We start from the raw sequence: 25,878 nt of genomic DNA, 5'->3' as shown, positions 1-25,878 counted from the left end.
AACAGTGGATGCAGGCTAATTCAATAACCAATCAAATACAATTCCTTCTCATTATCATTTATCATAGCAATAGACATCGCTTTAAAAATGCGTATTCTATTGCACCAGAATGTCACCACTATCTTGATCCGGGGATTTACCTTGAGTTTTCGTCGCTACGCCCTGTTTGCGCTGGCTTCCGTTATTCTGCATGGGCTGCTGGTTCAGGCCATGGAGCGCCAGGATCTGGAGATCGCCCTGGCACCCGACAGCAACCCGGGCCCGATCAGCGTGCAAATGCTGCCCACCGTGGCCCAGCCCGAACCGACGCCGCCGCAACCTGAACCCCTGCCGGAGCCCAAGCCCGAACCCAAACCCGAACCCAAGCCCGAACCCAAGCCGGTGCCCAAGCCGGTGCCCAAGCCCGAGCCCAAACCGGTGCCCAAGCCCGAGCCCAAACCGGAACCCAAGCCAGTGCCCAGGCCAGAGCCTCAGCCGGCACCCACGCCCATACCCGAGCCGCCGGCCAAGGTTGAACCCAAGCCGCAACCCCAGGTGGCCCAGAACAGTGCTCCCAAACGGATTGAAACCCCCAGTTTCAAGACCCGGCCCTCCCCCATTTCCTACCCTTCCCAGGCCCGCCGCCGGGGGCTGGAAGGCACCGTGGTGGTGGAAGTCTGGCTGGATGAAGAGGGCAAGCAGATCAAACGCCTGCTGGCCAGGTCGTCCGGCGTCAATGTGCTTGATCAAACGGCACTGAAGGGCATCGCCAAGTGGCGTTTCTCCGCTCATGTGGAAAACGGCCGTGCCATGGCCCACCGTGTACATATTCCCGTTCGTTTCAAATTGGATTAAATCATGTCGTTTCTGAACCAACTGCATCAACAACTGGGCCTGATGAGCTGGCCCCTGATCCTCTGCTCGGTGATCACCCTGGCGCTCTGGCTGGAGCGAGCCCTGTCTTTGCTGTGGACCAGCATGCGCGGCGAGCAGGAGAAACGACACCTGCGTCTGCATGGCAGTGCCTATCCGGATACCGAAATGGCAACACCCAAGTCGCTGATCCTGCAGGGCTGCTCTTTGCTGGTTCGCCACCGGGAGTGCGACAAGTCCACCCGCGAGGATCTGGCCTCGGTCTGGCTGCAGCAGCAGCGCCGCCGGCTCCATGCCGGTTTGCGGGTGCTGACCCTGGTGGGCGTCATCAGCCCGCTGCTGGGTCTGCTCGGCACCGTGCTGGGACTTATCGAAATGTTCAAAAGCATCAGCCTGAGCCAGGATCCGGTGACGCCATCACTGCTGGCGGACGGCCTGGGGCTGGCCATGAGCACCACTGCCGCCGGCTTGCTGATCGCCCTGCCGGCCATCGCCGGTGCCCAGCTGTTCGGGCTCTGGGCCGATCGCCTGCTCGACAAGCTCACCCATGAGCTGAACCAGTGCAATCTCTACCTGGAAGGCGTGGAGCTGGGAGGCAAGGCATGATAGGTCGCCCCGAGCCCGCCCAGTCCGGCTGGCGGGCGCTGACTCCCGACATCACGCCCCTGCTCGACATCATCTTTATCGTGCTGGTGTTCCTGATGCTCACCGCCAATATCCCGCTGATGTCGCTGGAGGTGGACTTGCCCAAGACCGACAGCGAAGCCCTGAGCAGTGTGCAGGACAACAAGGCCATGACCATCAACCTGCTGGCCGGGGATCCCGCCTGGGCCCTGCAGGGGGAAAAATACCCCGACTGGGAAAGTTTCAAGCCGGTGCTGCTCGAGCGACTGCCCGCGCTCAAGGAAGCCGAGCTGGTGCTGGCTTCCGATCGGGAGGTGACGGTGGACAGCATGATGAAACTGCTCGCCTTCCTGCAGGAGCACGAAATCCAGGCCACCCAGATCCTGATGGAGGAGGGGCAATGAAACCCCTCTGGCTCACGCCTCTGCTGCTGCTCGCCGGCTCGGCCTGGGCCGATGCCTCGCGCTTGCTCAGCGCCGGCAGTAGCCTGACCGAACTGGTACTGGCCCTGGACGCGGGCGACCGCCTGGTGGCGGTGGACAGCACCAGCGAGCTACCGGCCGAACTGACCCTGCCCCGCCTCGGTTATCATCGCCAGCTCAGTGCCGAGGGCATCCTGGCCCAGCAACCGAGCCTGGTGATCGGCAGCGAGGAGATGGGCCCCGAGCACACGCTCGCCCTGGTGCGCCGGGCCGGCGTGCAGGTGGAGCTGTTGCCCGAGGCCCTGACCGTCGCACAGCTACAGCAGAACATCGACCGCCTGGGTGAACTGCTGGACAAAACCGCCGAGGCCGATGCCCTGCAGTTGAGGGTGGGCGAACAGGCCCAAGCCCTGGCCGCCGGTTCCGTCGGCAAGAAGGTGGTGTTCCTGCTGCTGGGAGACGGCCGCTCGGTACAGGTGGCCGGCCACCATACCCTGGCCGACAGCCTGATCAACCTGGCCGGAGGCGACAATCCCGCCGCCGGGATGGAAGGCTACAAGCCAGTGGCCATGGAAGCCCTGGTCGCCATGGCACCCGACATCATCCTGGTCAGCCGCCGCCACCTTGAGCAGCAGGGCGACCCGTCCGAGCTGCTGCGCCAGTTCCCGCTGCTGCGCCGCACCCCGGCCGCCGGCGCCGGCGCCATAGTGCCGATCAACGGCAAGGCGCTAATCGGTGGCCTGGGGCTGTCCACCCTGGCGGAAGCCGAGCGCCTGCACAAGGACTGGTTCCGCCAGCCATGACTCGCCACCCCACCCTGTTGCCGCTGCTGCTGGCCCTGCTGCTGGCCACCGGCCTGCTGTCATTGGCCACGGGGCCCATGGCGCTGGAGTGGGGCAAGTTGCTGAACCCGTCCCGGCTCGACGCCACCGAAAGCCTGGTACTGCTGCATATCCGCCTGCCCCGCACCCTGCTCTGCCTGGCAGTGGGTGCCATTCTGGCCCTGTGCGGCGCCGTGCTACAGGGCCTGTTCCGCAATCCCCTGGCCGATCCGGGCATTATTGGCGTGTCCAGCGGCGCCGCCCTGGGAGCGGCCCTGTCCATGATGCTGCTGGCCCCAGTCGCCGCCGGGCTGCCGGCCTGGCTGGGCACCGGACTCACCTCCTTGATGGCCTTCGGCGGCGGCCTGATCACCACCCTGGCGGTCTACCGCCTGGCCCGCACGCCCCAAGGCACCTCGGTCAGCGTACTGCTGCTCGCCGGAGTGGCCGTCGCCGCCCTGGCCGGCGGTGTGCTCGGCCTGCTCAGCTACCTGGCCGACGATCAGACCCTGCGGGATCTCACCCTCTGGCAGATGGGCTCCCTGGCCCAGAGCAGCCTGCCGCAACTGGTGCTGGTCTGCCTCACCACCCTGGGGCTGATGGTGTTGCTGAGCCGCCAGGCCACGGCCCTCAACGCCCTGGCCCTGGGCGAAGCGGAGGCGGGTCATCTCGGGATAGACGTGCAGCGACTCAAGCGCCGGCTGGTGCTGTTGTCGGCCCTGGCGGTGGGGGTTTGCGTGGCGGCGGTGGGCATCATCGGCTTCGTCGGCCTGGTGGTACCCCACCTGGTGCGGCTGCTGACGGGGCCCGATCACCGGGGGCTGCTGCCCCTCTCCGCCCTCGCCGGTGCCTGGCTGCTGCTGCTGGCCGATATGCTGGCCCGCACCCTGGCGGCCCCGGCGGAAATGCCGGTCGGCATCGTCACCGCCCTGCTGGGCGCGCCCTTCTTTCTCTGGCTGCTGCTCAAGCAGAAAAGGGGCATAGGACTGGCATGACCCCTGCCCCACTCGAACTCCGCCATCTCTCCCTGCGGCTGCAGGGCAAGCCGCTGCTGGCCGACATTTACCTCCGGCTGCATTCGGGCCGGGTGACGGTACTGCTGGGGCCCAACGGCGCCGGCAAGAGCACCCTGTTCAAGTGCATCGCCGGCGACCTGGTGGCAAAAGGCGAGATCGAGCTGTTCGGCCGCCCACGCTCACTCTGGCCACGCCAGGAACTGGCCCGCCGCCTGGCGGTGCTGCCCCAGCAGTCGGGCCTGCAGTTTCCCTTCCTGGCGCGGGAGGTGGTGGCCATGGGCCGCATCCCCCACGACAGCCGGCAGCAGGAGAACAACCACATGGTGGAGTCGGCCATGGTCCGGGCCCAGGTCTGGCACCTGCGGGATGCCCCCTACCCCCGGCTGTCGGGAGGCGAACGGCAACGGGTGCACTTCGCCCGGGTGCTGGCCCAGCTGCAGGGAGAAAAGCAGCCCAAACTGCTGTTGCTGGACGAACCCACCTCGGCCCTGGATCTGGGCCAGCAGCACCAGCTGCTACAGGAGGCCCGCCGCCTGGCCGCCGAAGGCTGTGCCGTGCTGGTGATAGTGCATGATCTGAACCTGGCCGCCCGCTACGGCGACCACCTGGTGCTGATGCGAGAGGGCCGCATCAGCTGCGAGGGCGGGGCCGAACGGGTGCTCACCCCGGAAAACGTGGAGCATCACTTCGGCTACCGGGCCCGATTGCTGCAAAGCCCGGAAGGCCACAGGGTGCTGGTATGAATCAGATTTCGAAAAAACGGTACAGGCTGTCGACTCGGGTCGGGCAATCCGCCACCCGGTGCACCTTGTCTTCCGCCGCCTTGGGGCTCTCGTAGCTGACCCGGCAGCCCAGGGTGTCGGTCAGCTCATAGAGGTTGCCCTCGTCGTCGTAAAAGGTCACCAGCCAGCCCATGCTCAGGGTGTCGTGGCACACCCGGGCCGAGCGCAGTTTCCCCGCCTGATACAGCTCGCGCAGTTCACTTGTGGTCATGATGTCGCCCTCCCCGCCTGTCACTACAAGTATAGCGGCGGGGCCACTTCAGGCCGGGGTGTCCCCCGGCAAAGATCATCCGGCTCAGAAATGCCATTCCACATTCAGGGTAGGCGCATCGGTGTCGACCCCCGGCTTGCCGTGGTTGCCGTACTTGTTGCGCCAGTACTCGTAGCCCACCCCGACCCAGAAGGTGTTCTTCTTGTTGAAGGCCAGCTGGCCCACGTCCAGCATCAGCGAGGTGCGCAGCAGGTGCTCCGGCTTGGTCTCGTTGTTGAAGTAGTCCTTGCCCTTGGCGCCGTTGTAGTTGGTAAAGCCCTGGAACTTCAGCGGCAGGCCGGCGGCCTCGAACGGCAACCCCCAGGCCAGGTTGATCTGATAGTAGGGGTCGAAGCTCAGATCCTTGTGGGTGCAGAACGCCAGGCCGCAGTGGTTGCTCTCGTAGGCATAGTAGAGGCTCAGGTCGAGAAAACCGGGCACGTCGAATTTCAGGGTCGGCCCCACCGCCAGGAAGCGTTTGCGCGGCGCAAAGGCAGAGTTCTTGGTGTTGAGATCGAAGCCGGCGGTCAGCGCCACCTCCTTCACCGGGCCGAAACTGAGATCGGTCTCGAACAGCTTGCCCAGGTGCAGTTGGTGGCGATAGGCCAGGTAGAACTCGGTGGCGCCGTCGCTGCTGCCGCTGGCCGGATCCTCGCTGCCCGACTTCAGCACGTCCAGGTTGAAGTAGTTCTGGCCCAGGGAATAACCGCTGACGTGGGTCAGCTGCACTATGTTCTTGCTCACGTCCTGGGAATTGTTCGGCTCGGTAAAATCGGAACCATAGCGGTAGCCGATGAAGGTATCGGACCAGGTGGCCGCCTGCAGCGGGGCGGACAGGGCGAGAACGGTGGCGGCAACGGTAGCCAGTTTGTGCACTTTCATCTGTTTATTACTCCTTTAAATACCGGCCCGGATGGCCGGAATACTCCTGATAACAAGCGGTGGTACCCCGTCCGCGGACAAAGGTCACCCGCCCGGGCCCGCGGGGCCCGGGTATGGATAGGGATGATTGGGGTTACGAAACCTGGGGTTCGGCCAGTACCTTGGGCTCCCGGATGAGCTTCCTGAGCGCGCCCCAGGCCGCCCACGACAGCAAGGCGACACAGAGGAACAAAAGCCCGGCGCTCAGCGGCCGCTCGACGAAGGTCATGGGATCGCCGCGGGACAGCAGCAGGGCCCGGCGCAGGTTTTCCTCCAGCATGGGGCCCAGCACGAAACCGAGCAGCAGGGGCGCCGGGTTGAAGCCCAGCTTGGCCAGCAGGTAGCCGGCCGCCCCCACCAGGGCCACCACATAGACGTCGAACACATTGTTGTTGACGCTGTAGACCCCCAGGCAGATGAACACCAGTATTGCCGGGTAGAGCATGCTGAAGGGGATCCGCACCAGCGACACCCAGATGCCGATCAGCGGCAGGTTCAGCACCAGCAGCATCAGGTTGCCGAGGCCGAAGCTGACGATCAGCCCCCAGAACATGGCCGGGTTTTCCGACACCATCAGCGGCCCGGGCTGGATGCCGTGGATCATCATGGCGCCCAGCATCAGCGCCATCACCACGTCGCCGGGAATGCCCAGGGTCAGGGTGGGGATAAAGGCGGTCATGGCGCCGGCGTTGTTGGCCGCCTCGGGCCCGGCTACCCCTTCCACCGCCCCCTTGCCGAACCGGCCCGGCTCCCGGGACACCTTCTTCTCCACCGCGTAGGAAATAAAAGAGGCGATGGCGGCACCGGTGCCCGGCATGGCGCCGAAGAAACTGCCGATGGCGGTGCCACGCAGCATAGGGCACACCGAGCGCCGGACTTCGTCCCGCCCGGGCAGCATGGAACGCAGGCTGAACCTGGCGTTGACGCTGCCCGAGCCCCCCGCCCTGATGCTGGTGATCACCTCGGAGATGCCGAACAGCCCCATGGCCAGGGCCACCAGGTTGATACCGTCCATCAGTTCGGGCACCCCGAAGGTGAAGCGCGGCAGGCCGGTGTTCACGTCGGTGCCCACCACCCCCAGCAGCAGCCCCAGCACCACCATGGCCAGGCTCTTGGCCGGGGAGCCGGAACCCACCGCCGAGGCGGCAATCAGCCCCAGCAACATCAGAGAGAAATACTCCGCCGGGCCGAAGGCCAGCCCGACCCGGGACAGGGCGGAGCCGAAGCAGATCAACAGCAGCAGGCCGAGCATGGAACCCACGAAGGAACCGGTCATGGCGGTAAAGAGCGCCACCCCTGCCTTGCCCTGCTTCGCCAGGGGATATCCATCCAGGCTGGTTACCGCCGACGAGGGGGTACCCGGCAGGTTGAGCAGTATGGAGGCGATGGAGCCACCGTACTGGGAGCCATAAAACACCCCGGCCAGCATGGCGATGGCGGCGGTGGAAGGAATGTAGTAAGTGATGGGCAGCAGCAGCGAGATGGCCGCCATGGCACCCACCCCGGGCAATACCCCCACCAGGGTGCCCAGAAACACACCGATGAAGCAATACAGCAGCATGGTCGGCTGGATAGCGGCTTGCAGCCCCAGCCATAGTCCGTCAAAGATACCCATTGTCTGTTCCGATTATCCTCAGGTTTAAAACCGACCGGCTTGCCTGCCCAGGCAGGTACCGGCCACGACGGTAAGCTCGCGGGCCTCAGCCGCCCCAGGGCCAGGTCTTGATCGCCATGCCCAAGCCTAAGGAAAAAATCGAATAGGTAATGAGGGCGATCCCCAGCGCCACCTTGCACTTGGTGCCCCAGCCCAGCTTGCGATCAGGCACCAGGGCCAACAGCACGGCTACCAGGGTGGCCACCACCAGGCCGGCCAGGGTCAGCAGGCCGCCGAACACCGCTATGCTGAGGATGACGAACAAGGCGCTGCCCCACTCGGAGCTCATCGGTTCGCCGGCGCGGAACCAGGCCGGGATGGCGATGAGGACGCCCAGCAGCACCAGTACGCCGCCCAGAATCACCGGCAGGAAGCCGGGCCCCATGTTGTGAACGCCGCCGAACTGATAATGCACCTGGCCGTACCAGGCGGCGAAGAGGCCGACGGCGGCAAGGCCGGCCCCTCCGGTGATACCTTTGATATCTCGCTTCAACATGGCAAAACCCTCCTCCTCGTTTCGCCGTCCCCGTCCGGGGATTCCCCTCTCGCCGGCGGCGGGGGCCAAGCCCCCGCCGGCCGGGCTCAGCTGCCCCGGATGTCGAGCTGCTCGATCAGAGCCGACAGCCGGGCATGGTCGTCCGCATTGATGGCCCCCAGGGCCTCGGGCTCGCCGCCCACCGGCACGGCGCCGAAGCTCGCCAGTTGCTCCGCCACCTCCGGTAGCTGCAGGATGTCGTTCAGATGTTGGTTGAGCAGGCGAACCACTTCGTCGTCGGTACCCTTCGGCGCCATCAACCCGTGCCAGGCGCCGAGGCGCACCTGGTCGTAGCCCTGCTCGGCAACGGTGGCCAGCTCCGGCAGCACCGGCGAACGCTCCGGATCGGTCACCGCCACCGGCACCAGCTGGCCCGACTCGATCAGTTGGGCCACGGGGCCGTAGACCACGTAACCCAGGTCCACATGGCCGGCGAGCAGATCCGGAATGATCGGGCCGATGCCCCGGTAGGGAATGTGCAGCACCTTGATGTCGGCGGCGCTGTTGAGCCATTCGGCGGCAATGTGCATGGGCGAGCCGGCGCCGGGGCTGGCGTAGCTGAGCCGCTTGCCGTCGCGGGACTGGCTGACCAGATCCGCCACGCTGGTGATGCCGGACTTGGGATTGGCCACCAGCAGCACCGACTGCTTGCTGGCCAGGATCACCGGCTCGAAACCGTCGAGCACGTCGTAGCGGGACTCCTTGGGCAGAGCCATCACCAGCGGCGCCGTGGTGAAGGTGTTGGGGGTGAACAGCAGGGTGTGGCCGTCGGCCTTGGCCCGGCTGACATAGCTGTTGCCGATGGTGCCCGCCGCCCCGGGGCGGTTCTCCACGATCACCGGCTGCCCCAGGCGGCTGGTGAGCTTGTCGGCGAACAGCCGGGCGATGGCATCCACGTCGCCGCCCGGCGGGTAGGACACCACGATGGACACCGGCTTGCTGGGATAGCCGTCGGCCTGCACTCCCCCGGCCAGCAGGGTGGCGGCGGCCATGGCCGCGCCGATAAAGAGTCTGCGAGTCAATTCCATTTTGCTCTCCTTGGCATCCGAAGAATGCCGTTGAATCCGAGGACACCGGGAGCCAATTGCGCCCGGCATTAAAGTTTTACATACAAAACAATGTTTCTTATGTGACAAGGCGAACTCTAAAACGCTTTGTTTCCCCCTGTCAAACCAAAATTGAAACAATTTTTTAACACTCATCCAGCCGGATCCCGGCACCTGTCGGCAGGGCCGGCAGCCACCGCGCCAGCGGCAAAAAGAAACGGCCGGCTACGCCAGGACCGCGGGCACGACGGGGCCGTCACGCCCCCCCTTTGCCCTTCCCAGAGCACCGGTGTCGCCTGATGGCGTTACCTTCAGCCGGCGTCAATGCTTGGAAGGGGCAGCGGGGATTGCCTCCACCGACCGTCACATGCCATGGACGGCATATGCGAGCCTACATGGATGTACTTGCAGCGTGTCGGTGGAGGTGGCCCTGTTGCCTCTTCGCCGGGTCGTAACAGCCAATACCCGCAAAGATCGTGCTCAGCTTCCAGCGGCGCTTTCCACAGACTGGAGCCGACGCAATGCATCCCCGGCTCCGCTTCCTCCCCGGCAGCAAAACACCGCCGTTGGCAGATATGCGCCTTGCCGGTGGAGCGCTGGCGGCCCGCCCGCGCCCCAACCTTATGCAGGCCAACGTTTACACAGCTCGGTGCCCGGTCGGCCCCTTCTCCCGCTCAGTACAGCTTCTTCTGGGGCGGGCCGGCGAAGTTGAGCGGGCCTATGCCGTTCATCTCCACTTCCACCAGGGCCGGGCCCTGCACCGCCATGGCCTCGCCGATGGCCTGCTCGAACTCGGCCAGGCTGGCCGCCTTCCAGCTGGCCAGGCCCACGGCCTCGCCCAGGGCCTTGAAGTCGGGGGCGTGCAGCTGGTTGAAGTACTGGCGGCCGCCGAAGTACTGGTTCTGGATGCCGCGCATCACCCCGTAGCCGCCGTCGTTCATCACCAGCAGCACCAGGTTGGTATGCTCCTGCACCATGGTCGCCAGCTCGCCCACCCCCAGCATCAGGCCGCCGTCGCCCACCAGGCCCACCACCTTGCGCTCCGGGTTGGCGACGGCGGCGCCGATGGCCATGGCCAGGCCCATGCCGATGGCGCCGGCCAGGGAGTGGATATTGGAGTTGGGCACCTGGATGGGGAACAGCCGGCTGCCCCAGGTGCTGCCGGACATGGTGATGTCGCGCACCAGGATGCCATCATCCGGCAGCGCCGCCCGCAGTTGGCCGCAGAGGGTGGCATAGGGTCCGAGCTGCTCGGTGAGCGCCGCCACCGCCGCCGTTTTCGCCTCGGTGATGGCCCGGTCGAACTCGGGATTGGCCTTGGCCTGCCCCTGCAGCGCCGCCACCAGGGCGGCCAGCACCGTCTTGGCATCGCCGCAGAGGAAATGGTCCACCAGGTAGTTGCGCTGGGCCGCCGCCGGATTGGCGTCCACCTGGTACAGGGGGCGCGGCAGGGCCAGGGAATAGGTGCGGGTCTCGTTGCTGCGCAGGCGCGAACCCACCACCAGCGCCAGGTCGCAGTCGGCCATCAGCGCCTCGACCGCCGCCGAGTTGTGGAAGGCGCCCAGGCTGCGCGGGTGGGCATCGGGCAGGATGCCGCGGCCGTGGGTGGAGGAGATCACCGCCACCCCCAGATCCGCCAGCGCCGCCACCTCCTCGATGCAGTGCAGGGCGCCGCCGCCCACCCACAGCAGCGGGCGCCTGGCCGCCTTCAGCGCCGCCGCCAGGGCGGCCAACTCCGGCTGTGCCGGCGCAGGCACAGCCAGGGGGCGTACCGGGCCCAGTTCGGCGGGCAGGCTGATCTCCGCCGCCTGCACGTCGATGGGCAGTTCCACGCTCACCGGCCCCATGGGCACCGTGGTGGCCACGCGGATCGCCTCGCGCAGCACGCCCACCGCCTGTTCCGGGCTGGTGATGCGGAAGGCCGCCTTGCTGCTGGCCTTGAGGAACGTCAGTTGGTCCCGGGTCTCGTGGATGAAGCTGGCGTCCCGGTCCAGGTATTCCCGCTCCACCTGGCCGGTGAGGTGAATCAGCGGGCTGGCGGCGTTCAGCGCCTCCAGCAGGGCGCCCACCGCGTTGCCGGCGCCGGCACCGGTGCTGGTGATGGCCACGCCCAGACCGGAGAAGCGGCCATGGGCGTCGGCCATGGTCACGGCGCCGGCTTCACCCCGGGCGGCCACGAAGCGGATCCGCTCGCGCCGGCCGATGGCGTCGGCGATGGGCAGGTTGTGGATGGAGATGACCCCGTAGACGCTGTTCACGCCGTGGGCTTCCAGTACCCGGGCGATGGCTTCGCCCACATTGACTCTGTTGCTCATAATGCTGTCCTTGTTCTGTTCTGTCGTTAGCCCGGGCTTAGCAGCACCAGGGGTTGGGCTGGTCACTCAGGCCCACGTAGATGCTCTTCTGCTGCATGTAGGCGAGCACGCCCTGGCGGCCTTTTTCCCGGCCGAGGCCGCTTTCCTTGAAACCGCCGAAGGGCGCGGAAACCGAAAATTTCTTGTAGGTATTGATCCAGACGGTACCCGTTTCGAGCCGGCGCGCCAGGCACCAGGCCCGGCGGAAGTCCTCGCTCCAGATGCCGGCGGCCAGGCCGAACACGCTGTCGTTGGCCTCGGCCACCAGCTGGTCTTCGTCGTCGAAGCTCATCACCACCAGCACCGGGCCGAAGATTTCCTCCTGGCACACCCGGGCGCTGTTGGGCAGGCCGGCGATGATGGTGGGTGGATAGAAGCAGCCCCCGGCCAGCTCGCCCTCGGTCAGCCGTTCACCGCCGCACAGCACCCGGCCGCCCTCGGCCCTGGCCAGGGCCACGTAATCGGCCACCGACTGGAGATGGGCCTCGTTGATGAGCGGCCCCATGTGGATGCCGGGCTGCTCCGGATGACCGACCCGCAGTTCCCGGGTCAGGCCCAGCAGCCGGGTGAGGAAGCGCTCGTAGAGGCTGCTGTGCACGAACAGCCGGGAGCCGGCGATGCAGGCCTGGCCGGCGGAGCTGAAGATGCCGTAGACCACGCCCTTGGCGGCCAGCTCGAGGTCCGCGTCTTCCAGCACTATGGTGGGCGACTTGCCGCCCAGCTCCAGCGAGGTGGGGATCAGCTTGTCCGCCGCCACGTGAGCCAGGCGACGGCCGGTGTTGGTGCCGCCGGTGAAGGAGATCTTGCGCACCAGGGGATGGCGGGCCAGGGCCTCGCCCACCACCGAGCCGCGTCCGGGCAGTATGCTCAGCAGCCCCTTGGGCAGGCCGGCCTCCTCGAACAGCTTGGCCAGCTCCAGCGCCGCCAGCGGGGTGGCATCGGCGGGCTTGAGCAGCACGGCGTTGCCGCCGGCCAGGGCCGGGGCGATCTTCTGCATCTCGCTGGCGATGGGCGAGTTCCAGGGGGTGATGGCGGCCACCACGCCGATCGGCTCATGCACGCTCAGGGTCATGAAATCCGGGCCGCGCGGGGTATTGAGCTGCTCGTCCAGGGTCTCGCAGGCGGCGGCGAAGTAGCGGGCGGTGCCGGCGGCGCTGGCCACCAGGGCCCGGGTTTCCGCCAGCGGTTTGCCGTTGTCCCGGGTCTGCAGGGCGGCCAGCTGTTCGCAGCGCTGCTCGATCAGGTCCGCCACCCGGTACAGCACGGCGGCGCGCTGGTGCGGCAGGGCCTGCCGCCAGGAGGGATGGCGCCAGGCGCGCTCGGCGGCCTGCACCGCCTCTTCCACGTCCTCGACACTGGCGGTGCTTAGCTCGGCGTTGACGCTGCCGTCCGCCGGGAAATGGCTGATGCTCACCGGGCCCCGGCCCTGGCGCCATTCGCCGCCGATAAAAATGGGTCTAACCATGACATGACTCCTTAAATAACCAGGGGATCCGTGCACTGCCGGCAGGCGCGCACCACGCTCAGCGCCGCCAGGGTGGAGGTTTTGGGATTGGCGGCCAGCGGCAGGCCGCTCAGGGCGATGTCCAGCTCGCCGAAGCGGCCGCTGGCCCGGATCCGGTGCTGGTTGCGCCGGCTGTCCGGATCCACCACCAGTTCGACCCGGGTCTCGTCCATGCCGAGCCCGGCCAGGGCGATGGTGGCCGCCACGTTGGCATTGGCCGGGAACAGCCGCGCCGCCTCCCGCGCAGTGCCGCTGAAAAACACCGTCGGCTCGGTGACGCCGTCCAGATCCACCAGGGTTTCCGCCGGGCTGCCGCGCCAGCTCTGGGGGCTCTTGCGGCCCTGGTAGGTGACCGACTCCAGCCCACCTTCCCGGGCGGCGGCCAGGCCGTCGATGCCGGCGATGGCGCCGGCCAGGGCCAGGATGCGGCCCCCGCCCTGGCCGGCGGCCAGGCGCAGATCCCGGGCCAGGGCCTCGTCGGCCAGGGCGCCGACCGAGATCAGCCCCAGGGTCCAGCCCCGGGCCAGTACGGCGCTGCCGTGCTCGCGCACCGCCGCCTGGCCGGCGCACTCCACCACCAGGTCCGGGCTGGCGGCACAGTCTTCCACCCGGCTCAGCACGGTCACGGCCGGGCCCAGCTCGGCCTGCACCTCAGCCACCCGGGCCGCCGGCACCAGCAGCCATTTCAGGCTCAGCTCCGCCGGCAGCAGCGCCAGCACTTCCCGCGCCATGGCACCGAACCCGATCATCATCAGCTGTTTCATCGCCCCTCCTACAGGTGCTTGTTGAAGCCGCCGGACACGTCCAGGGCGGCGCCGGTGGTATAGGACGCCAGCGGCGAGGCCAGGAACACCAGGGCCCGGGCCGGCTCTTCCGGCTTGCCCAGCCGGCCCATGGGGATGCCCCGGCGCTCGGCGATGGCCCCGGTCCAGCTGTCCCAGTCCTGGTCCCGGTCGCCGCGCTCGGCGAAACGGCGGCGCCACTGATCCGACTCCACCATGCCGAGCAGGATGGAGTTGACCCGGATGCCCCGGGCGGAAAACTCGTGGGCCAGGGAGTGGGTCAGATTGAGCAGCGCCGCCCGCGCCGCCGAGGTGGCGATCATGTGCGGCTCCGGCTGCAGCGCCAGCAGCGAGTTGACGTTGGTGATGGACGGGCAGTCCGAGCGCTCCAGCTGGGGCAGGAAGGCGCGGATCGGGTGGAGCACGCTGAAGGTCTTGAGCCGGGTCTCGGCGATCCAGTCTTCATCCTCGGTCTGCTCGAAGTTCGACACCCGGCCCTGGCCGGCGTTGTTGATCAACAGGTCGGTACCGCCGAAGCGGGCTTCCACCGCGGCGGCGAAGGCGGCCACCTCGGCCTTGTCCAGCACGTTGCAGACCCGGGTCAGGCACTCGGCTCCGGGAAAGGCGACGCGCATCTCCTCCTGGGAGGCGGCCAGCCGCTCGGGGTTGCGGCCGCACCAGGCCACCCGGGCACCTTCCGCCAGCAGCAGCCGGACCGTTTCCAGCCCGATGCCGGACGAGCCGCCGGTGACCACGGCCACCTTGCCTTGCAGCTTGAAACTCATGCTTGTACTCCTCGATTCGGTAAGGCCCCTATCAGGCGGCGCAATGCCCGCCCGAAAGCGTCGGGCTGGTCGATATAGCTGGCATGGCCGGCCCCGGCCAGGGGTTCGATGCCGACCCCGGGGTACCCGGCGGCCAGTTCCAGTACCCCGGCGGGCGGGGTGATCACGTCTTCCTCGCCGTAGATAACGCCGATGGGCGCGGGACAGTCCGCCAGATAGTCCCGGATATCGTCATGGGCCAGCAGGTAGGAGGCGGCCTCGAACCCGGCCAGGGTCAGCCCCATCATGCCGTGGGCCACCAGATCCAGCTGGTCCTGGCCGGCGTGCTGGGACAGCAACACGGGGCCCCGCGCCGCCGCCAGCCCCTGGTGGCCCAGCTTGCGCAGCATGTCCGGGCGCTTGCGGTATACCTGCTCGCGGGTGTCGGCATCGGCCCGGCCGTAGCCCTGGGCCGGGTTGGCCAGCACCAGGCCGCGCACCCCGTCCGGATGGCGGCTGGCGTAGGCGGCGCCGATCATCGCCCCCAGGGAGTGGCCCAGCAGCAGCGGCCGCTCCAGTGCCAGCGCCACCACGAGATCGTGCAGCACGGCGGCGTAGTCCAGGGCCGAAGGGGTGGCGGTCGCCAGCGGCGTGCTCTGGCCATAGCCCGGGGCGTCCCAGGCGACCAGGGTAAATTCCCGGGCCAGTGGTTCCAGTTGGCAGACCCAGGAGCCGGAGCCCGAGCTGATGCCGTGCAGCAGCACCAGGGCCGGGCCCCGACCGGCGCTGCGGTAGGCCAGCCGACGGCCGCCGAGGTCCAGGTGGCGCAGCGGAAAGCGGGACAGGCTATTGACCAGGGCGCTCATGGTCAGGCCCGCTTGATCTTGGACAGGGGGTGATCTTCCGGATAGGTCGGAATGGTCGGCTTGTTGGCCCCCAGCATCACGCACATCAGGGCGTCTTCCTCGCCATGGTTGAACAGGCCGCGGTAGATGCCGGGCGGAATGGAAATCAGATCCCGCTCGCTCAGCCGGGTCTCGAACTTCTCCCCTTCGTGCTCCACGAACAGGGTGATGGCACCACGCAGCATGAAGAACACTTCCTCCACGTCGTGGTGCACGTGCAGCGGGCCTTCGCACTGGGCCGGCAGCACCATGGTGGAGAAGGTGAAATGCTCGGAGGGCACGGTATTGTTGTCGTTCTGCACCCCGGTGGCGCCGGTGCCCATGTAGCGCATCTGGGCGCGGCGATACTTGGGATCGTAATCGGCCTGGAACTTCAGCGCCTCGAAGTCGTAACGACGGGTGCTGAAGCGGGCGATGCGGCTGTCCAGCCATTCTCCCAGACTCTTGTCGGCGGGCTTGTTCCAGGTATCGAATTTCGCGTTCATCTCATTTCCTCTCTTAGTGGTTTTTGCTCCGTCTGCAGGCAAGGGGCGGCCCTTCCGCGCCGGCGGAACCAAGCAAACAGTGGGGTTGAATCAGTATTTTTTGACCAGGGGCACCAGCACCAGGGAGCCGATCACCGCCACCCAGACCAGGAACAGCAGTCCCAGGTTGAAGTCGCCGGTGCGGGTCACTATGTAGCCCATCAATACCGGGGCGGCGGCGCCGGCGAAGTTGCCGAAGCCGTTGAAAATACCACCGGCGGTGGCGCTCACCTCGGCCGGGGTGATGCGGGCCAGCAGGGCGAACACCGAGGACACCCCGAAGCCCCAGCTCATGGCGCTGACCGACATGACGAGGATGGCCAGTACCGCATCCTCTATCTGCAGCACCAGGTAGAGGGACAGGCCGGCGATCAGCAGGCCGCCGAACACCTGGGCCGCACGCTTGCCGGTCTTGTCCGACAGGAAGGCGCCGGCGATTTCCCCTGCCAGCATGGCGATGAAGGGTAGCGACGACAGGGCACCGAAGGACTTGAGATCCACCCCCTTCTCCTCGATCAGGTAGCTCGGCAGCCAGCCATTCAGGCCCCAGAGGTAGGTGAGCAGGGCGACATTGAACAGGCACAGGGCCCAGAACGCCGGGGTGGTGAACAGCAGCCGGCTGTTGCGCAGGTGTTGCTGCCAGCTCACCCGCTTCCGGGGGCCGGACAGCTGCGCCTCGGCACGCAGCTTGACGTCCTTGAGCCCGAAATACACCACCGCCAGGGTCACCAGGGTCAGGGCCGCCATCACGAAGAAGGTCATCTGCCAGCCATACAGGTTGAGGATAAAGGCGGTGATGGGAAAACCGAGCGCGGCGCCGATGGGAGTGCCGAGCAAGAACATGGTGCTGGCCCTGGCCTGCTGGCCGGCGCTGTAGCACTGCTTGACGATACTGTAGGCCAGGGCGAACAGCGGGCCTTCGGCGACACCGAGCAGTACCCGCAGTACCAGCAGTTGCTCGTAGCTGGTGGCCAGCCCCATCAGCGCCATCAGCACGCCCCAGGAGGCCACGCTCACCAGCAGGCAGGTGCGGGGGTTGATCAAATCGCCGACAAAGCTCAGGAAAATGGAGGAAAAGCCGTAAGCCAGCAGGAAGCTGGTCATCAGCCAGCCGAGCCGGGTCTTGTCGGTGCCGATCCCCATGGCCTCCTGGAAAACCGGATCCGAGAACAGCACGGCGATGCTGATCTTGTCGAAAAAGGCCAGCACCACGCACACCATCAGCACGACGGAGATGGACCATTGCTTGATCAGGCTCGAGGGTACCGGCATCTTGGCAGTCCCGATGGTTTCTTTCAGCGTTTCCATACTTATAACCCTTTATTCCGTTTTACGGTTTCAGCGCCATCAGGTTGACGGCGGGATCGGCCAACTGGTCGGCGGGCAGCACGGTGCCGGCCCTGAGCCAGCGCTTGCCGAGCTTGACCAGCCTGGCGTCGTTGACCGCGATCATCGACTGCAGCCGATCGTCCTGGTCCAGGTAGATAAAGGCCTGTTGGTTGTCGCCGCTTTGCCGCCGCACCAGGCGGCTGTCGCCGCTGGCGGGAATGCCCAGGATCTGGATGTTGCAGTCGTATTGATCCGACCAGATCCAGGGCTCGTCCCGGTAGGGACTGGTCTCGCCGAGCATGGCTTTCGCCGCCGAGATGGCCTGGTTCTGGGCATTGGCCCAGGACTGGATGCAAAAGCCCAGCAGGGGGTGGATGGCCACGTCGCCGGCGGCGTAGATATCCGGATCCGAGGTCCGGCCATGGTCGTCGACGACCAGCCCCTGCCCCACTTCCAGCCCGGCGTCACGGCCGAGTTCGGTGGCGATCTCGGCACCGGCTCCCACCACCACCGCATCGGCCGCCAGCAACCGCTGCCCGTCCCGGCACAGCACCAGGCCGCCGCCATCACCGGCCGCCAGCTCGATGGCACCGCAGTCCAGCTCCACCTCGACGCCCTGCTCCAGATGCAGATCCCGCAGGTAGTCGGACACCTCGGGCCGCACGCTGCGTCCACAGAGCCGCTCGCCCAGCTCGAACAGGCTCACCGCTACCCCCTTGGCCCGGGCGGTGGCCGCCACTTCCAGGCCGATCCAGCCGCCGCCGAGGATGGCCAGGCGCTTGCCCGGCGCCAGCCGCTCGCCCAGGCGACGGGCATCGTCCGGGGTACGCAGGGTGTACACCTGGGGCAGGCTCAGCCATTCCCGCACCGGCACCCGGGCGCGGCTGCCGGTGGCCAGCAGCAGCTTGTCGTAGGCCAGCTCGGTGCCGTTGTCGAGGGTTACCACATGACCCTGGCGGTCGATGGCGGTGGCCCGGGCCGGTTTGTGCCAGTCGATGTTCATGGCGTCGATGGCCTCGTCGGAAAACAGCTGCAGCGCCGCCGGAGCCATGTCGCCGGCCAGCACCTGCTTGGACAGGGGCGGCCGTTCATAAAAAACCCGCTCTTCGTCGGACACCACGGACAGGGTGCCGTCAAACCCCTGTTGACGTAAGGTATGGGCCGCCCAGGCTCCGGCCTGGCCGGCGCCGATAATGACGATACGGGAAATCGGTTGCTTCATGGTTCAGCCCCCTTGTTTGACCTGGCGCCGGGTATGGCCGTCCAGGCCGCCCTCGATCGCCCACTCGGTAAAGAGTTCCAGCCGGTGCTCCATGGTGCGGGGCTGCCAGGCGGGAGTGAGGTAGTCGTCGTTGGTGTAGTACTCGAAGGCGCCCCCCAGGGGACTGTTCACGTACCAGAAATAGGCGGAGGAAATGGGGTGCCGGCCCGGGCCGATAAAGGTGGACCAGCCCTTGCGGTTCATCGCCATGCCGGCACCGATCACCTCGTGGATATCGCGCACGGTAAAGGCCACGTGGTTGAGCCCGGCGGCCTTGCCTGGCACGTGCAACAGGAAGAGGTCGTGGTGATGGCCTTCGGCGGCACAGCGCATAAAGGCGCCCTTGCCCTCATAGCAGTCGGAGAGGTGGAAGCCGAGCCGATCCCGGTAGAAGGCTTCGGTCCTGGCCAGTTCGGGGGTGAAGAACACCACGTGGCCCACGCCGATAGGCTCGCCCCGCTCGTACACCGGGCTGGCCTCGTCCACCCGGCGGATGTCGCCGTGTTGGTTGATGGCGGCCACCCGCAGCTCGACCGGGTGCACGGCGCTCGGCCGGAAACGCAGGGTCATGCCGTTGGGATCCCGGCAGCTCAGGCCCCCGGCGTCGCGGGCCAGGCCCTCGACCCCGGCCAGGCGTTCGGCCAGTTGCTCCAGGCAGGCGACGCTCTCGAGCCCCCAGACCACTTCGCGCAGGGTGGAGCCGGGCTCGAAGGCGGCCGGCAGCCGGGCATCGTCCATATCGAACAGGTAGAGCCGGCTCTGGTTCAGGGTGAGGAACAGATCCGCCCCCGGGATGTCGCTCTCGGTACGGCTCAGGCCGAAATCGGCGAGGAAGCTGGCAGCCTTCTGTCTGTCGTCCACCCCGAATTTCAGGGCTTCAATTCCGGTAATCTTCATGGTCACAGTCTCTCTATGTTGGGCACCCGGCTCAGTTGAAGACAAAGCCGCCGTTGACCGGCAGGTTCTGGCCGGTGACGAAGGACGACAGATCCGACAACAGGTAGAGCACGGCGCCGTTGACGTCCTCCGGCAACTGGGGCCGGTGGATGGCGCGGCCGTCCACATACTGGTCGTGGCGGGCCTGGGGCACGTATTCGGTGGCTTCCACCAGGGTCAGCCCCGGGCTGACGGCGTTGACACAGATGTTGTATTCGCCGAGCTCCCGGGCCATGGCGCGGGTCATCGCCAGCAGGGCACCCTTGCTGGCCACGTAGGCCATCAGCCTGGGCGCGCCCCAGAGCGCGGTGTCGGAGGCGATATTGACCACCTTGCCCGCGCCCGCCGACTTGAGGTAGGGCACCGCCGCCCGGGTCATCAGCCAGCTGCCGCGCACATTGACGCTCATCACCCGGTCCCACACCTCGATATCCAGCTCCAGCATGTCCACGCCGCCGATGCCGGTGGCGATGGCGCCGCAGTTGACCAGGCCATCCAGGCCGCCGAGCAGGCCGGCGGCCTCCCGGGCACAAGTTTCGATCGAAACCGGATCCGCCAGATCCAGCGCCAGGCCATGGGCACCAAAGCCTTCTGCGGTCAACGCCTTGGCTTCCGCCATCACCTGCTCGGCGAGGATATCGGCCATGGCCACTTCGGCGCCGGCGGCGGTGGCGGCACGGGCGAAGTCCAGCCCCAGGCCACGGGCGCCACCGGTGATCAGCAGCCTCTTGCCCTGCAGCAGCTTATGCATGGTTCTCGACCTCTTGCCTGGCCGCCAGCCGGGCCAGCTGCTGCTCGGCGGTTTTCTTCATCAGCCGGCGCAGACGCGACAGGCCTACGTCGTGCTGGTAGAGAAATTCGTGATCGCGGGCGTCGGGCGCCATCTGCTCGAGGATGATGCGGTCCTGCTCCAGCACGTCCCAATGCAGCTGCTCCAGGTGGTTGCGGTAGAGGAAACGCCACACATCACGCTGCCAGCCGTCGACCTTGCGCGCCCGCCAGAAGAACACCCGGGTGTGGTGCTCGTCCACCGGGGTGGCCAGGCCGACGATCCAGAATTCGCCGCCCGGGCCGAACTGCTGGCGGTAGGGAATGGACAGGCGCAGCCAGAAGGCACCGCTGCTGCCGAACTCGACCCAGTCGAAGTTGACCCCGGTCTGGCCGACCTTTTCGAAGATGAAGCCGTGCTCGGTGTTGCGGGCACGCATGTCGGCGCTCTTGTCCCCTTCCGCCATGGAGTGGGAGGTGCAGTGCAGGTAGCTGCCGTGCATGGGATCCATGACGTTGTCGATGGCGTAGCGGTAGTTCACCGCCCAGTCCGCCTGGCACAGGAAGCTGCTCCACTCCTCGCTTTCGAGCTGCTCGGGCAGCACCAGATCGGCAGGCTCGGCGTCCGGGTCCAGGCCGAACCAGAGGAAGATGGCGCCGTGTTTTTCGATCACCGGGTAGGAGCGCAGGCACTTGCTGCCGGTCATGGGGCAGGCGCTCACCGCCGGCACCTCGGCGACCACGCCATCCCCCTTCACTTCTACCCCGTGGTACCAGCAGGCCACCCTGTCGCCCAGGTTCCAGCCCAGGGACAGCCGCGCACCCCGGTGCGGGCAGCGATCTTCCAGCGCGTTGACCTTGCCTTCGGCGTCGCGCCACAGCACGATATTTTCACCCAGGCGGGTGATGCCGACCGGACTGTTGCCCACTTCCCAACTGGCCACTACCGGATACCACAGATCCTTGAGGCCCAGGTCCAGGTGGCGTTCTACTGCAAGCTGTTGATTCATCGTGTTCTCCTAGATTCCCTGTGGTGCACCGCTCAGTAACCGAGGCGGGCCATTTCGTCCTGAAAATTGACGAGGGTCCAGGCCTCGCCGGCTTCGTTGCGCAGCCCGCGCCGGTTGAGGACCGCCACCAGCTCGTCCAGTTCGACGATGCCCTCGCCGAAGGCGCTTTCCAGCTGGCTGACCAGCTCCTGCTCGTAGCGGGTGGGCTCCCGATAGCGGTTCTGCCACACCAGGTTGCGGGTCTTGCCCGGGATCTGGATGTTGTTGAGGCCGGCCTCGGTGGCGGGCTCGTTCTTCAGCCAGGCGGCCAGTTTGGGATTGAAGTTGTCCATGGTGCTGTTCCTTGTCATGCCATGTTCAGCAGTACGTCGTCGCCATCGACCCGTACCTCGTAGATGTGGAGATCACGACAGCCGGGGCCACTTTGCAGCTTACCGGTGGGAATATCGAAGATGGCCTCGTGCAGCGGGCACTCGACGGTGCGGCCTTCGATAAAGCCCTCGGTGAGCAGGGCATAGGCATGGGGGCAGATGTCCTCGATGGCATGCAGGCGGCCTTCCACCCTGAACACGCCGATCTCCTTGTTGCCTACCTTGACGGCCAGCGGGCTCTCATCGGAGATATCGCCCAGCTTGCAAATGGAAACCCAGTTCATGGCTTCGCTACTCCTTTGTGTTTTATATATGAAACTATGATTTACCTACGAAACAAAGAGTAGATCCGTTTATTGACCTCTGTCAATACAAGGTTTCTTTGTTGTTAAATTTTTTGAGGATGTTTAGCGACTGTTTTATGACCAGTGGTTATTGGCGCCGGAAGCCGGCCATAAAAAACGCCATGCGCGGGGCATGGCGTGGGCGGAAAGCCGAGGTGCCTTAACGGCGCGGAATCAGGGATGGGCGTTGTTGAGGCTCAGGGTGCGGGACAGTTCATGGGCCGCGGCGATCACCGCGTCCCGGATGCGGCCTTCGAACTCCTCACGAGGAATGCCGCCCAGCGGGCAGCTGACCGACACCGAGGCGATCATGCTGCTGTCACTCTGCCGGTAGATGGGCGCGGCACAGGCGGCCATGGCCGGGTTGAAGTAGCCCCAGCTGACCAAGGCCGGCTGCCCGCGCACCTCGCGGATGCGCGTCAGCAGCGCCTCCAGGCTGGTGGGCGTGCCCTCGGTGAAGGTTTCCCACTGGTATTCCCGGTACAGTTCGGTGATGGCCTCGTCGGACAGGCCGGAAAGCAGTAACTGGCCGGTGACGGTGGCATGGGCTGGCCAGCGGGTGCCGACTCCCACCGTGCTGGTGAAGGGCCCCGTAGCCTGGAAGCGATCCACGAACACGATATCGGTGCCCTGACGGATCACCAGATGGCAGGCGATGGTGGTTTCATCCCGCAGCCGCTGCATGATAGGGCGCGAAGGCTCCAGCAGATCCAGTCCCGAAAGGTAGGTAAAGCCCAGATCCAGCACTCTGGAATTCAGGGTATAACGGCGGGAGTTGTCCGCCTTGAACAGAAAGCCGCAGTGCTCCAGGGTATAGGCGATACGAAAGGCGCTGGAGCGGTTAACCCCGATAATTTCGGCCAGCTCGGACACGCTCAGATCCTTTTTTTCGTCGCTGAACGCCTGCAGTGCCGCCAGCCCCCGCACCAGGCCGGGAACTATGTATCTGTCATCGGTTTCCATAGGTTTCTCTGTGCCCGTGCCTTATAAAGACAAAATTGGAGCATGACCCCGCCCTTTCGTCAACGCCCGGCTGAGGGGAGGCCTGGCGGCTTTGACTCCGGCACCAAAAAAACGCCCCCGGAGGGGCGGCGTAAAGGGCAATGCTATAGTTTTTGGTTGGTTTTATGAGGGTTATTCCTGCTTTCTGCATTCGGCGCTGTCTCAGAGCAGCAAGCCTTCGCGAATCGATTTCAGCGTCAGTTCATTGGACCACTCGGGCCGGTCGGGATAGGCGAACACCGCATTGGTGACGATGCCGTCGAACTTGACCTCCCGCAGCTTGCGGTACAGCGCCTCGAAGTTCACCTCACCCTCGCCCGGGTTAAGGTGCTGGTGAATGGTCACGTCCGCGTCCGGCGGATTGATGATATAGCGCAGCCCGAAACCGGCCTTGTGGTTGAAGGTGTCGGCGATCAGCACATGGGCCAGCAGATCGCCCGCTTCCTCGATGTGCTTGGCCACATCGCCGATGCCGTCGTCGTAGTAGAAGGCGTGGGGCACCGAATAGACCAGTTTGATCCAGTCCTTGTCCAGGGCGCGGATCATGCGCACCGCTTCGATGTTCTGCTCGATAAAGTCGTGGGGGTGGGACTGCAGGTTGAGTTTGATGCGCTCGCGCTCGAACAGCGGCATCAGCTCTTCCATCGAGCGGACAAAGGCGTCCTCGCTGGCCTGGGGCCGGCGCTTGTTGCCACTGAACTCGGAGTTCATCAGATCCACCCCCAGCTCGGCGGTGATCTCGATGCAGCGCTTCCAGTTGCGCACCGCGGCCTGGCGTTCTTCCTCCACCGGGGAGGCCCACTGCTGCACCGGCAGCACCGAAGAGATCCTGACGCCGGCGTCGGTACAATACTTTTTCAGATCCTTGATCAGTTGCCGGTCGACCTTGGGATACTCGTAAAACCAGATGAAATCCTTGCGCGGAGACAACTCCACCCATTCGTATCCCAGCCGGGCCACGGTATCGATGGTCTCCTTCAGGCCGGTGTTGTCACGATAGTGCGACGGATCGTAGACCAAACGCATAACTTTACTCCCTTGACTCAGCAGTCCAGACCGCAGCGGCTCCCGGCGGCGGGAACCGGCTCCTTTCATCATTTATACTACCGGTTGTACACGACCGACGCGCCGCACCGGAATACCATATATTTGAAACAAATATTCCATAGAACCCCAAACATAGAAATATTAATTCCAAAAAAAATCTCAAAATGTGACCCGTTCCAAATTTCGCCTTCTGGGTCCGTCCTTGCCGTGCTATAAATGAGCCCCCTTTATTCGGGAGTGCCCAATGAAAAAAATAAAAATCAGAAAAGGCCTGCTGGCGTGTTCAGTGATGGTTGCCCTCTGGGCGCCGCTGCTCGCCACCGCCGCCAGCATGGACAAATACGCCGACAAGCCGGTCTGGATGGACTGGGCCTACCTCGGCAGCACCGTTATCTCCGCCGGCCTCACCCGCTGGAGCAGCGAACGGGAAGACGAATAACCCGGCCGCAGGGACGCGCCCCTTTCTTCCCTTTCCGTCATCCCATCCTTTGCCGCTTTATCTCCCTTTCCCGGCTCTCCGGCAACGATTTCTGTGAACTCAGCCACAACACTCGAAACAAAATGCTAACAATTCAGCAACCAAAGACTAAGGTCTGTCTGTGAACTTATTGTTCACAATAAAACAGACAAAAAAGTACACATACAGAAGACCCCATTGCCAAGGAGAGAATGCATGCACAAGCTTGGAAGCGCCTTACTGATCGCCGCCGGTATGACACTGGCTCCTCTCGGACAAGCCCTGGCCGCCGAGGATCAGCACAAGATCGCCGTGTTGATCCCGGGTAAGCACGATGACAACGGCTTTATGCAGGCCGCCTACCGGGGCTATGAAAAGATCAAGGCGGAGCTCGATGTCAACGCCAGTTATGTATCCAATATTTCCGCCACGTCCGATCCGGCATTGCTCACCGAAGCCATGCGCAAGCTGGCGCAGGAAGGCCCCGATCTCATCATCGCCCATGGCGGCCAGTGCAACGGCCCGGCAGAGACAGTGAGCAGGGAGTTTCCCGACATCAGGTTCGTGGTGATCCAGGGCCATGTACAGGGCCCCAACCTTTCGAGCTATGTGGTTCGCCAGGAAGACTCGGCCTGGCTGGCCGGCGCCCTGGCCGGGCTGACCACCCGGACCGACGTGGTCGGCCATATTTCCGGTGCCTGGCCCAAGCCCGGCCTGATCGGCCGCGCCGCCTTTTATGACGGAGTCAAACACGTCAATCCCGACGCCAAGTTCCTGACCTGGTTTACCGGCGATCTGGACAACACCGACATCAACGCCCAGGCGGCCGCCGCCGAAATCGGCCAGGGCGCCGACGTCATCTACACCATGCTCAACGCCGGCCGCCAGGGGGTGATCGACGAGATCAAATCCCATGACGGCAAGGTACGCCATATCGGCAACGTGTCCGACTGGACCCAGGTGGACGCCAGCTTCGTGGGCTCGGCGGTGGCCGACGCCAGCGTGGCCATCCTCAACGCCGCCCGCGACTTCACCACCGGCCAATGGCAGCCCGATCAAATCACCGAGATCGGCCTGGGCCAGGGCGACGTGGTCAAGCTGACCCTGGCGGAGGACGTTTCACCCGAGATAAGACAGCAACTGGACGAGCTGGCCGCCAAGCTCATCAGCGGCGAGATCCGCATCAACACCAGCTACGAAGGCCCCGAGTTCAACCCGGCCACCGGTGAATTCGTGCCGCAGTCCTTCAAGGAAGAGCTGAAAGCCAAATCCTGATATACCATGCCTTTGAATAAATGAGCGCCTGCGGCGCTAATGCGGGCGGGCCGCCCGCGCTCCACCCAGCGTACTGCTCAGATGGAGCGCAGGCGGCTCGCCTGCAAATTGACGCGAAGCGGCAATCCCTGCTGCGGCTTCGTGAAACTCCGGTGCTGCCTGCGCCCTACTGTCAGGCAACCAGGATCTTCACTTTTTCACCCCATTCGCCACTGGCATTCCCCGCCAAGCCAAGTACCATATACCGCCATGGCTGTCCGGTTGGCCGAAGGCTGCGGTGCAGCTCGCCAATACGGCCTATTAACTTGCTGATTTATCAGGA

General features: G+C 65.4%; 28 protein-coding genes. 8 read left to right on the top strand and 20 right to left on the bottom strand.

Annotation, left to right across the window (positions count from 1 at the left end):
- The first annotated feature begins 141 nt into the window (after nt 1–141).
- Genes ACEVBK_RS05170 through ACEVBK_RS05145 form a run of 6 tightly spaced genes read left to right on the top strand, consistent with a single transcriptional unit; the run spans nt 142 to nt 4,478 of the window.
- Nucleotides 142–834 carry an energy transducer TonB gene (locus ACEVBK_RS05170; protein WP_375057526.1) on the top strand — a complete coding sequence of 231 codons (693 nt, stop codon included), beginning with the start codon at nt 142–144 and terminating at the stop codon, nt 832–834.
- A gap of 3 nt (nt 835–837) precedes the next feature.
- Nucleotides 838–1,458: a MotA/TolQ/ExbB proton channel family protein gene (locus ACEVBK_RS05165; protein WP_375057525.1), complete on the top strand. Its 621-nt coding sequence runs from the start codon at nt 838–840 to the stop codon at nt 1,456–1,458.
- A complete protein-coding gene (locus tag ACEVBK_RS05160) occupies nt 1,455–1,880 on the top strand; it encodes an ExbD/TolR family protein (protein WP_375057524.1) in 426 nt (141 codons plus the stop codon). The genes ACEVBK_RS05165 and ACEVBK_RS05160 overlap by 4 nt, the downstream gene beginning before the upstream one ends.
- Complete coding sequence (locus ACEVBK_RS05155; RefSeq protein WP_375057523.1) at nt 1,877–2,701, top strand: hemin ABC transporter substrate-binding protein; 825 nt, start codon at nt 1,877–1,879, stop codon at nt 2,699–2,701. Before ACEVBK_RS05160 ends, ACEVBK_RS05155 begins: the two co-directional genes overlap by 4 nt.
- The gene (locus ACEVBK_RS05150) at nt 2,698–3,714 is read left to right on the top strand and encodes a FecCD family ABC transporter permease (RefSeq protein WP_375057522.1); all 1,017 of its coding nucleotides are present in this window, start codon (nt 2,698–2,700) and stop codon (nt 3,712–3,714) included. The genes ACEVBK_RS05155 and ACEVBK_RS05150 overlap by 4 nt, the downstream gene beginning before the upstream one ends.
- On the top strand, nt 3,711–4,478 hold the full coding sequence (locus ACEVBK_RS05145) for a heme ABC transporter ATP-binding protein (protein ID WP_375057521.1): 768 nt from the start codon (nt 3,711–3,713) through the stop codon (nt 4,476–4,478). The genes ACEVBK_RS05150 and ACEVBK_RS05145 overlap by 4 nt, the downstream gene beginning before the upstream one ends.
- Before the next feature lies 1 nt (nt 4,479).
- Here ACEVBK_RS05145 and ACEVBK_RS05140 read toward each other — a convergent pair whose 3' ends face one another.
- From ACEVBK_RS05140 to ACEVBK_RS05045, 20 genes are all read right to left on the bottom strand, one after another.
- Entirely contained in the window at nt 4,480–4,728 is a 249-nt protein-coding gene (locus tag ACEVBK_RS05140; RefSeq protein ID WP_375057520.1) for a hypothetical protein, read from the bottom strand.
- 84 nt (nt 4,729–4,812) lie between these two features.
- Nucleotides 4,813–5,649, bottom strand: a complete 837-nt coding sequence (locus ACEVBK_RS05135; protein WP_375057519.1) for an outer membrane protein OmpK — start codon at nt 5,647–5,649, stop codon at nt 4,813–4,815.
- A 133-nt stretch (nt 5,650–5,782) separates the two neighbouring features.
- The gene (locus ACEVBK_RS05130; protein WP_375057518.1) at nt 5,783–7,303 is read right to left on the bottom strand and encodes a tripartite tricarboxylate transporter permease; all 1,521 of its coding nucleotides are present in this window, start codon (nt 7,301–7,303) and stop codon (nt 5,783–5,785) included.
- 85 nt (nt 7,304–7,388) lie between these two features.
- Entirely contained in the window at nt 7,389–7,838 is a 450-nt protein-coding gene (locus ACEVBK_RS05125; protein ID WP_375057517.1) for a tripartite tricarboxylate transporter TctB family protein, read from the bottom strand.
- Nucleotides 7,839–7,924: 86 nt separating this feature from the next.
- Nucleotides 7,925–8,905: a Bug family tripartite tricarboxylate transporter substrate binding protein gene (locus ACEVBK_RS05120; RefSeq protein WP_375057516.1), complete on the bottom strand. Its 981-nt coding sequence runs from the start codon at nt 8,903–8,905 to the stop codon at nt 7,925–7,927.
- Nucleotides 8,906–9,597: 692 nt separating this feature from the next.
- Entirely contained in the window at nt 9,598–11,238 is a 1,641-nt protein-coding gene (locus tag ACEVBK_RS05115; protein WP_375057515.1) for a thiamine pyrophosphate-binding protein, read from the bottom strand.
- 37 nt (nt 11,239–11,275) lie between these two features.
- Entirely contained in the window at nt 11,276–12,742 is a 1,467-nt protein-coding gene (locus ACEVBK_RS05110) for an aldehyde dehydrogenase (RefSeq protein WP_375057514.1), read from the bottom strand.
- 11 nt (nt 12,743–12,753) lie between these two features.
- Entirely contained in the window at nt 12,754–13,545 is a 792-nt protein-coding gene (locus ACEVBK_RS05105; RefSeq protein WP_375057513.1) for an aspartate dehydrogenase, read from the bottom strand.
- Nucleotides 13,546–13,553: 8 nt separating this feature from the next.
- A complete protein-coding gene (locus ACEVBK_RS05100) occupies nt 13,554–14,348 on the bottom strand; it encodes an SDR family oxidoreductase (protein WP_375057512.1) in 795 nt (264 codons plus the stop codon).
- Nucleotides 14,345–15,193: an alpha/beta fold hydrolase gene (locus ACEVBK_RS05095; protein WP_375057511.1), complete on the bottom strand. Its 849-nt coding sequence runs from the start codon at nt 15,191–15,193 to the stop codon at nt 14,345–14,347. The genes ACEVBK_RS05100 and ACEVBK_RS05095 overlap by 4 nt, the downstream gene beginning before the upstream one ends.
- Before the next feature lie 2 nt (nt 15,194–15,195).
- On the bottom strand, nt 15,196–15,717 hold the full coding sequence (locus tag ACEVBK_RS05090; RefSeq protein WP_375057510.1) for a cupin domain-containing protein: 522 nt from the start codon (nt 15,715–15,717) through the stop codon (nt 15,196–15,198).
- A 90-nt stretch (nt 15,718–15,807) separates the two neighbouring features.
- Nucleotides 15,808–17,064, bottom strand: a complete 1,257-nt coding sequence (locus ACEVBK_RS05085) for an MFS transporter (protein ID WP_375057509.1) — start codon at nt 17,062–17,064, stop codon at nt 15,808–15,810.
- A 22-nt stretch (nt 17,065–17,086) separates the two neighbouring features.
- Complete coding sequence (locus ACEVBK_RS05080) at nt 17,087–18,307, bottom strand: NAD(P)/FAD-dependent oxidoreductase (protein ID WP_375057508.1); 1,221 nt, start codon at nt 18,305–18,307, stop codon at nt 17,087–17,089.
- Between the two features lie 3 nt (nt 18,308–18,310).
- Entirely contained in the window at nt 18,311–19,243 is a 933-nt protein-coding gene (locus tag ACEVBK_RS05075; protein ID WP_375057507.1) for a VOC family protein, read from the bottom strand.
- Nucleotides 19,244–19,274: 31 nt separating this feature from the next.
- Nucleotides 19,275–20,033, bottom strand: a complete 759-nt coding sequence (locus tag ACEVBK_RS05070; protein WP_375057506.1) for an SDR family oxidoreductase — start codon at nt 20,031–20,033, stop codon at nt 19,275–19,277.
- Nucleotides 20,026–21,060, bottom strand: a complete 1,035-nt coding sequence (locus ACEVBK_RS05065) for a Rieske 2Fe-2S domain-containing protein (RefSeq protein WP_375057505.1) — start codon at nt 21,058–21,060, stop codon at nt 20,026–20,028. Before ACEVBK_RS05065 ends, ACEVBK_RS05070 begins: the two co-directional genes overlap by 8 nt.
- A 32-nt stretch (nt 21,061–21,092) precedes the next feature.
- On the bottom strand, nt 21,093–21,392 hold the full coding sequence (locus ACEVBK_RS05060) for a recombinase-like helix-turn-helix domain-containing protein (RefSeq protein ID WP_375057504.1): 300 nt from the start codon (nt 21,390–21,392) through the stop codon (nt 21,093–21,095).
- A 14-nt stretch (nt 21,393–21,406) separates the two neighbouring features.
- Complete coding sequence (locus ACEVBK_RS05055) at nt 21,407–21,715, bottom strand: non-heme iron oxygenase ferredoxin subunit (protein WP_375057503.1); 309 nt, start codon at nt 21,713–21,715, stop codon at nt 21,407–21,409.
- A gap of 234 nt (nt 21,716–21,949) precedes the next feature.
- A complete protein-coding gene (locus ACEVBK_RS05050) occupies nt 21,950–22,738 on the bottom strand; it encodes an IclR family transcriptional regulator (protein ID WP_375057502.1) in 789 nt (262 codons plus the stop codon).
- A gap of 201 nt (nt 22,739–22,939) precedes the next feature.
- On the bottom strand, nt 22,940–23,803 hold the full coding sequence (locus ACEVBK_RS05045) for a sugar phosphate isomerase/epimerase family protein (RefSeq protein ID WP_375057501.1): 864 nt from the start codon (nt 23,801–23,803) through the stop codon (nt 22,940–22,942).
- A gap of 265 nt (nt 23,804–24,068) precedes the next feature.
- Between ACEVBK_RS05045 and ACEVBK_RS05040 the strand changes: the two genes are divergently transcribed.
- Nucleotides 24,069–24,263 carry a hypothetical protein gene (locus ACEVBK_RS05040; RefSeq protein ID WP_375057500.1) on the top strand — a complete coding sequence of 65 codons (195 nt, stop codon included), beginning with the start codon at nt 24,069–24,071 and terminating at the stop codon, nt 24,261–24,263.
- A gap of 234 nt (nt 24,264–24,497) precedes the next feature.
- Nucleotides 24,498–25,556 carry a BMP family protein gene (locus ACEVBK_RS05035; RefSeq protein ID WP_375057499.1) on the top strand — a complete coding sequence of 353 codons (1,059 nt, stop codon included), beginning with the start codon at nt 24,498–24,500 and terminating at the stop codon, nt 25,554–25,556.
- The last annotated feature ends 322 nt before the right edge of the window (nt 25,557–25,878 follow it).

Origin of the sequence: Zobellella sp. DQSA1 (genome assembly GCF_041950555.1) — a bacterium.
In the GTDB taxonomy this organism is placed as follows: Bacteria; Pseudomonadota; Gammaproteobacteria; order Enterobacterales; family Aeromonadaceae; genus Oceanimonas.
The sequence above is the reverse complement of the archived record's forward strand: the minus strand, read 5'-3'. Positions and strand labels throughout refer to the sequence as shown.

Excerpts from the sequence above, each read along its gene's own strand:
- ACEVBK_RS05065 (WP_375057505.1), bottom strand. The coding sequence starts at position 21,060 with ATGAATCAACAGCTTGCAGTAGAACGCCACCTGGACCTGGGCCTCAAG.
- ACEVBK_RS05165 (WP_375057525.1), top strand. The coding sequence starts at position 838 with ATGTCGTTTCTGAACCAACTGCATCAACAACTGGGCCTGATGAGCTGG.
- ACEVBK_RS05135 (WP_375057519.1), bottom strand. The coding sequence starts at position 5,649 with ATGAAAGTGCACAAACTGGCTACCGTTGCCGCCACCGTTCTCGCCCTG.
- ACEVBK_RS05100 (WP_375057512.1), bottom strand. The coding sequence starts at position 14,348 with ATGAGTTTCAAGCTGCAAGGCAAGGTGGCCGTGGTCACCGGCGGCTCG.
- ACEVBK_RS05150 (WP_375057522.1), top strand. The coding sequence starts at position 2,698 with ATGACTCGCCACCCCACCCTGTTGCCGCTGCTGCTGGCCCTGCTGCTG.
- ACEVBK_RS05035 (WP_375057499.1), top strand. The coding sequence starts at position 24,498 with ATGCACAAGCTTGGAAGCGCCTTACTGATCGCCGCCGGTATGACACTG.
- ACEVBK_RS05120 (WP_375057516.1), bottom strand. The coding sequence starts at position 8,905 with ATGGAATTGACTCGCAGACTCTTTATCGGCGCGGCCATGGCCGCCGCC.
- ACEVBK_RS05105 (WP_375057513.1), bottom strand. The coding sequence starts at position 13,545 with ATGAAACAGCTGATGATGATCGGGTTCGGTGCCATGGCGCGGGAAGTG.
- ACEVBK_RS05125 (WP_375057517.1), bottom strand. The coding sequence starts at position 7,838 with ATGTTGAAGCGAGATATCAAAGGTATCACCGGAGGGGCCGGCCTTGCC.
- ACEVBK_RS05160 (WP_375057524.1), top strand. The coding sequence starts at position 1,455 with ATGATAGGTCGCCCCGAGCCCGCCCAGTCCGGCTGGCGGGCGCTGACT.
- ACEVBK_RS05070 (WP_375057506.1), bottom strand. The coding sequence starts at position 20,033 with ATGCATAAGCTGCTGCAGGGCAAGAGGCTGCTGATCACCGGTGGCGCC.
- ACEVBK_RS05085 (WP_375057509.1), bottom strand. The coding sequence starts at position 17,064 with ATGGAAACGCTGAAAGAAACCATCGGGACTGCCAAGATGCCGGTACCC.
- ACEVBK_RS05145 (WP_375057521.1), top strand. The coding sequence starts at position 3,711 with ATGACCCCTGCCCCACTCGAACTCCGCCATCTCTCCCTGCGGCTGCAG.
- ACEVBK_RS05090 (WP_375057510.1), bottom strand. The coding sequence starts at position 15,717 with ATGAACGCGAAATTCGATACCTGGAACAAGCCCGCCGACAAGAGTCTG.
- ACEVBK_RS05095 (WP_375057511.1), bottom strand. The coding sequence starts at position 15,193 with ATGAGCGCCCTGGTCAATAGCCTGTCCCGCTTTCCGCTGCGCCACCTG.
- ACEVBK_RS05045 (WP_375057501.1), bottom strand. The coding sequence starts at position 23,803 with ATGCGTTTGGTCTACGATCCGTCGCACTATCGTGACAACACCGGCCTG.
- ACEVBK_RS05040 (WP_375057500.1), top strand. The coding sequence starts at position 24,069 with ATGAAAAAAATAAAAATCAGAAAAGGCCTGCTGGCGTGTTCAGTGATG.
- ACEVBK_RS05155 (WP_375057523.1), top strand. The coding sequence starts at position 1,877 with ATGAAACCCCTCTGGCTCACGCCTCTGCTGCTGCTCGCCGGCTCGGCC.
- ACEVBK_RS05060 (WP_375057504.1), bottom strand. The coding sequence starts at position 21,392 with ATGGACAACTTCAATCCCAAACTGGCCGCCTGGCTGAAGAACGAGCCC.
- ACEVBK_RS05055 (WP_375057503.1), bottom strand. The coding sequence starts at position 21,715 with ATGAACTGGGTTTCCATTTGCAAGCTGGGCGATATCTCCGATGAGAGC.
- ACEVBK_RS05110 (WP_375057514.1), bottom strand. The coding sequence starts at position 12,742 with ATGGTTAGACCCATTTTTATCGGCGGCGAATGGCGCCAGGGCCGGGGC.
- ACEVBK_RS05075 (WP_375057507.1), bottom strand. The coding sequence starts at position 19,243 with ATGAAGATTACCGGAATTGAAGCCCTGAAATTCGGGGTGGACGACAGA.
- ACEVBK_RS05080 (WP_375057508.1), bottom strand. The coding sequence starts at position 18,307 with ATGAAGCAACCGATTTCCCGTATCGTCATTATCGGCGCCGGCCAGGCC.
- ACEVBK_RS05115 (WP_375057515.1), bottom strand. The coding sequence starts at position 11,238 with ATGAGCAACAGAGTCAATGTGGGCGAAGCCATCGCCCGGGTACTGGAA.
- ACEVBK_RS05130 (WP_375057518.1), bottom strand. The coding sequence starts at position 7,303 with ATGGGTATCTTTGACGGACTATGGCTGGGGCTGCAAGCCGCTATCCAG.
- ACEVBK_RS05050 (WP_375057502.1), bottom strand. The coding sequence starts at position 22,738 with ATGGAAACCGATGACAGATACATAGTTCCCGGCCTGGTGCGGGGGCTG.
- ACEVBK_RS05140 (WP_375057520.1), bottom strand. The coding sequence starts at position 4,728 with ATGACCACAAGTGAACTGCGCGAGCTGTATCAGGCGGGGAAACTGCGC.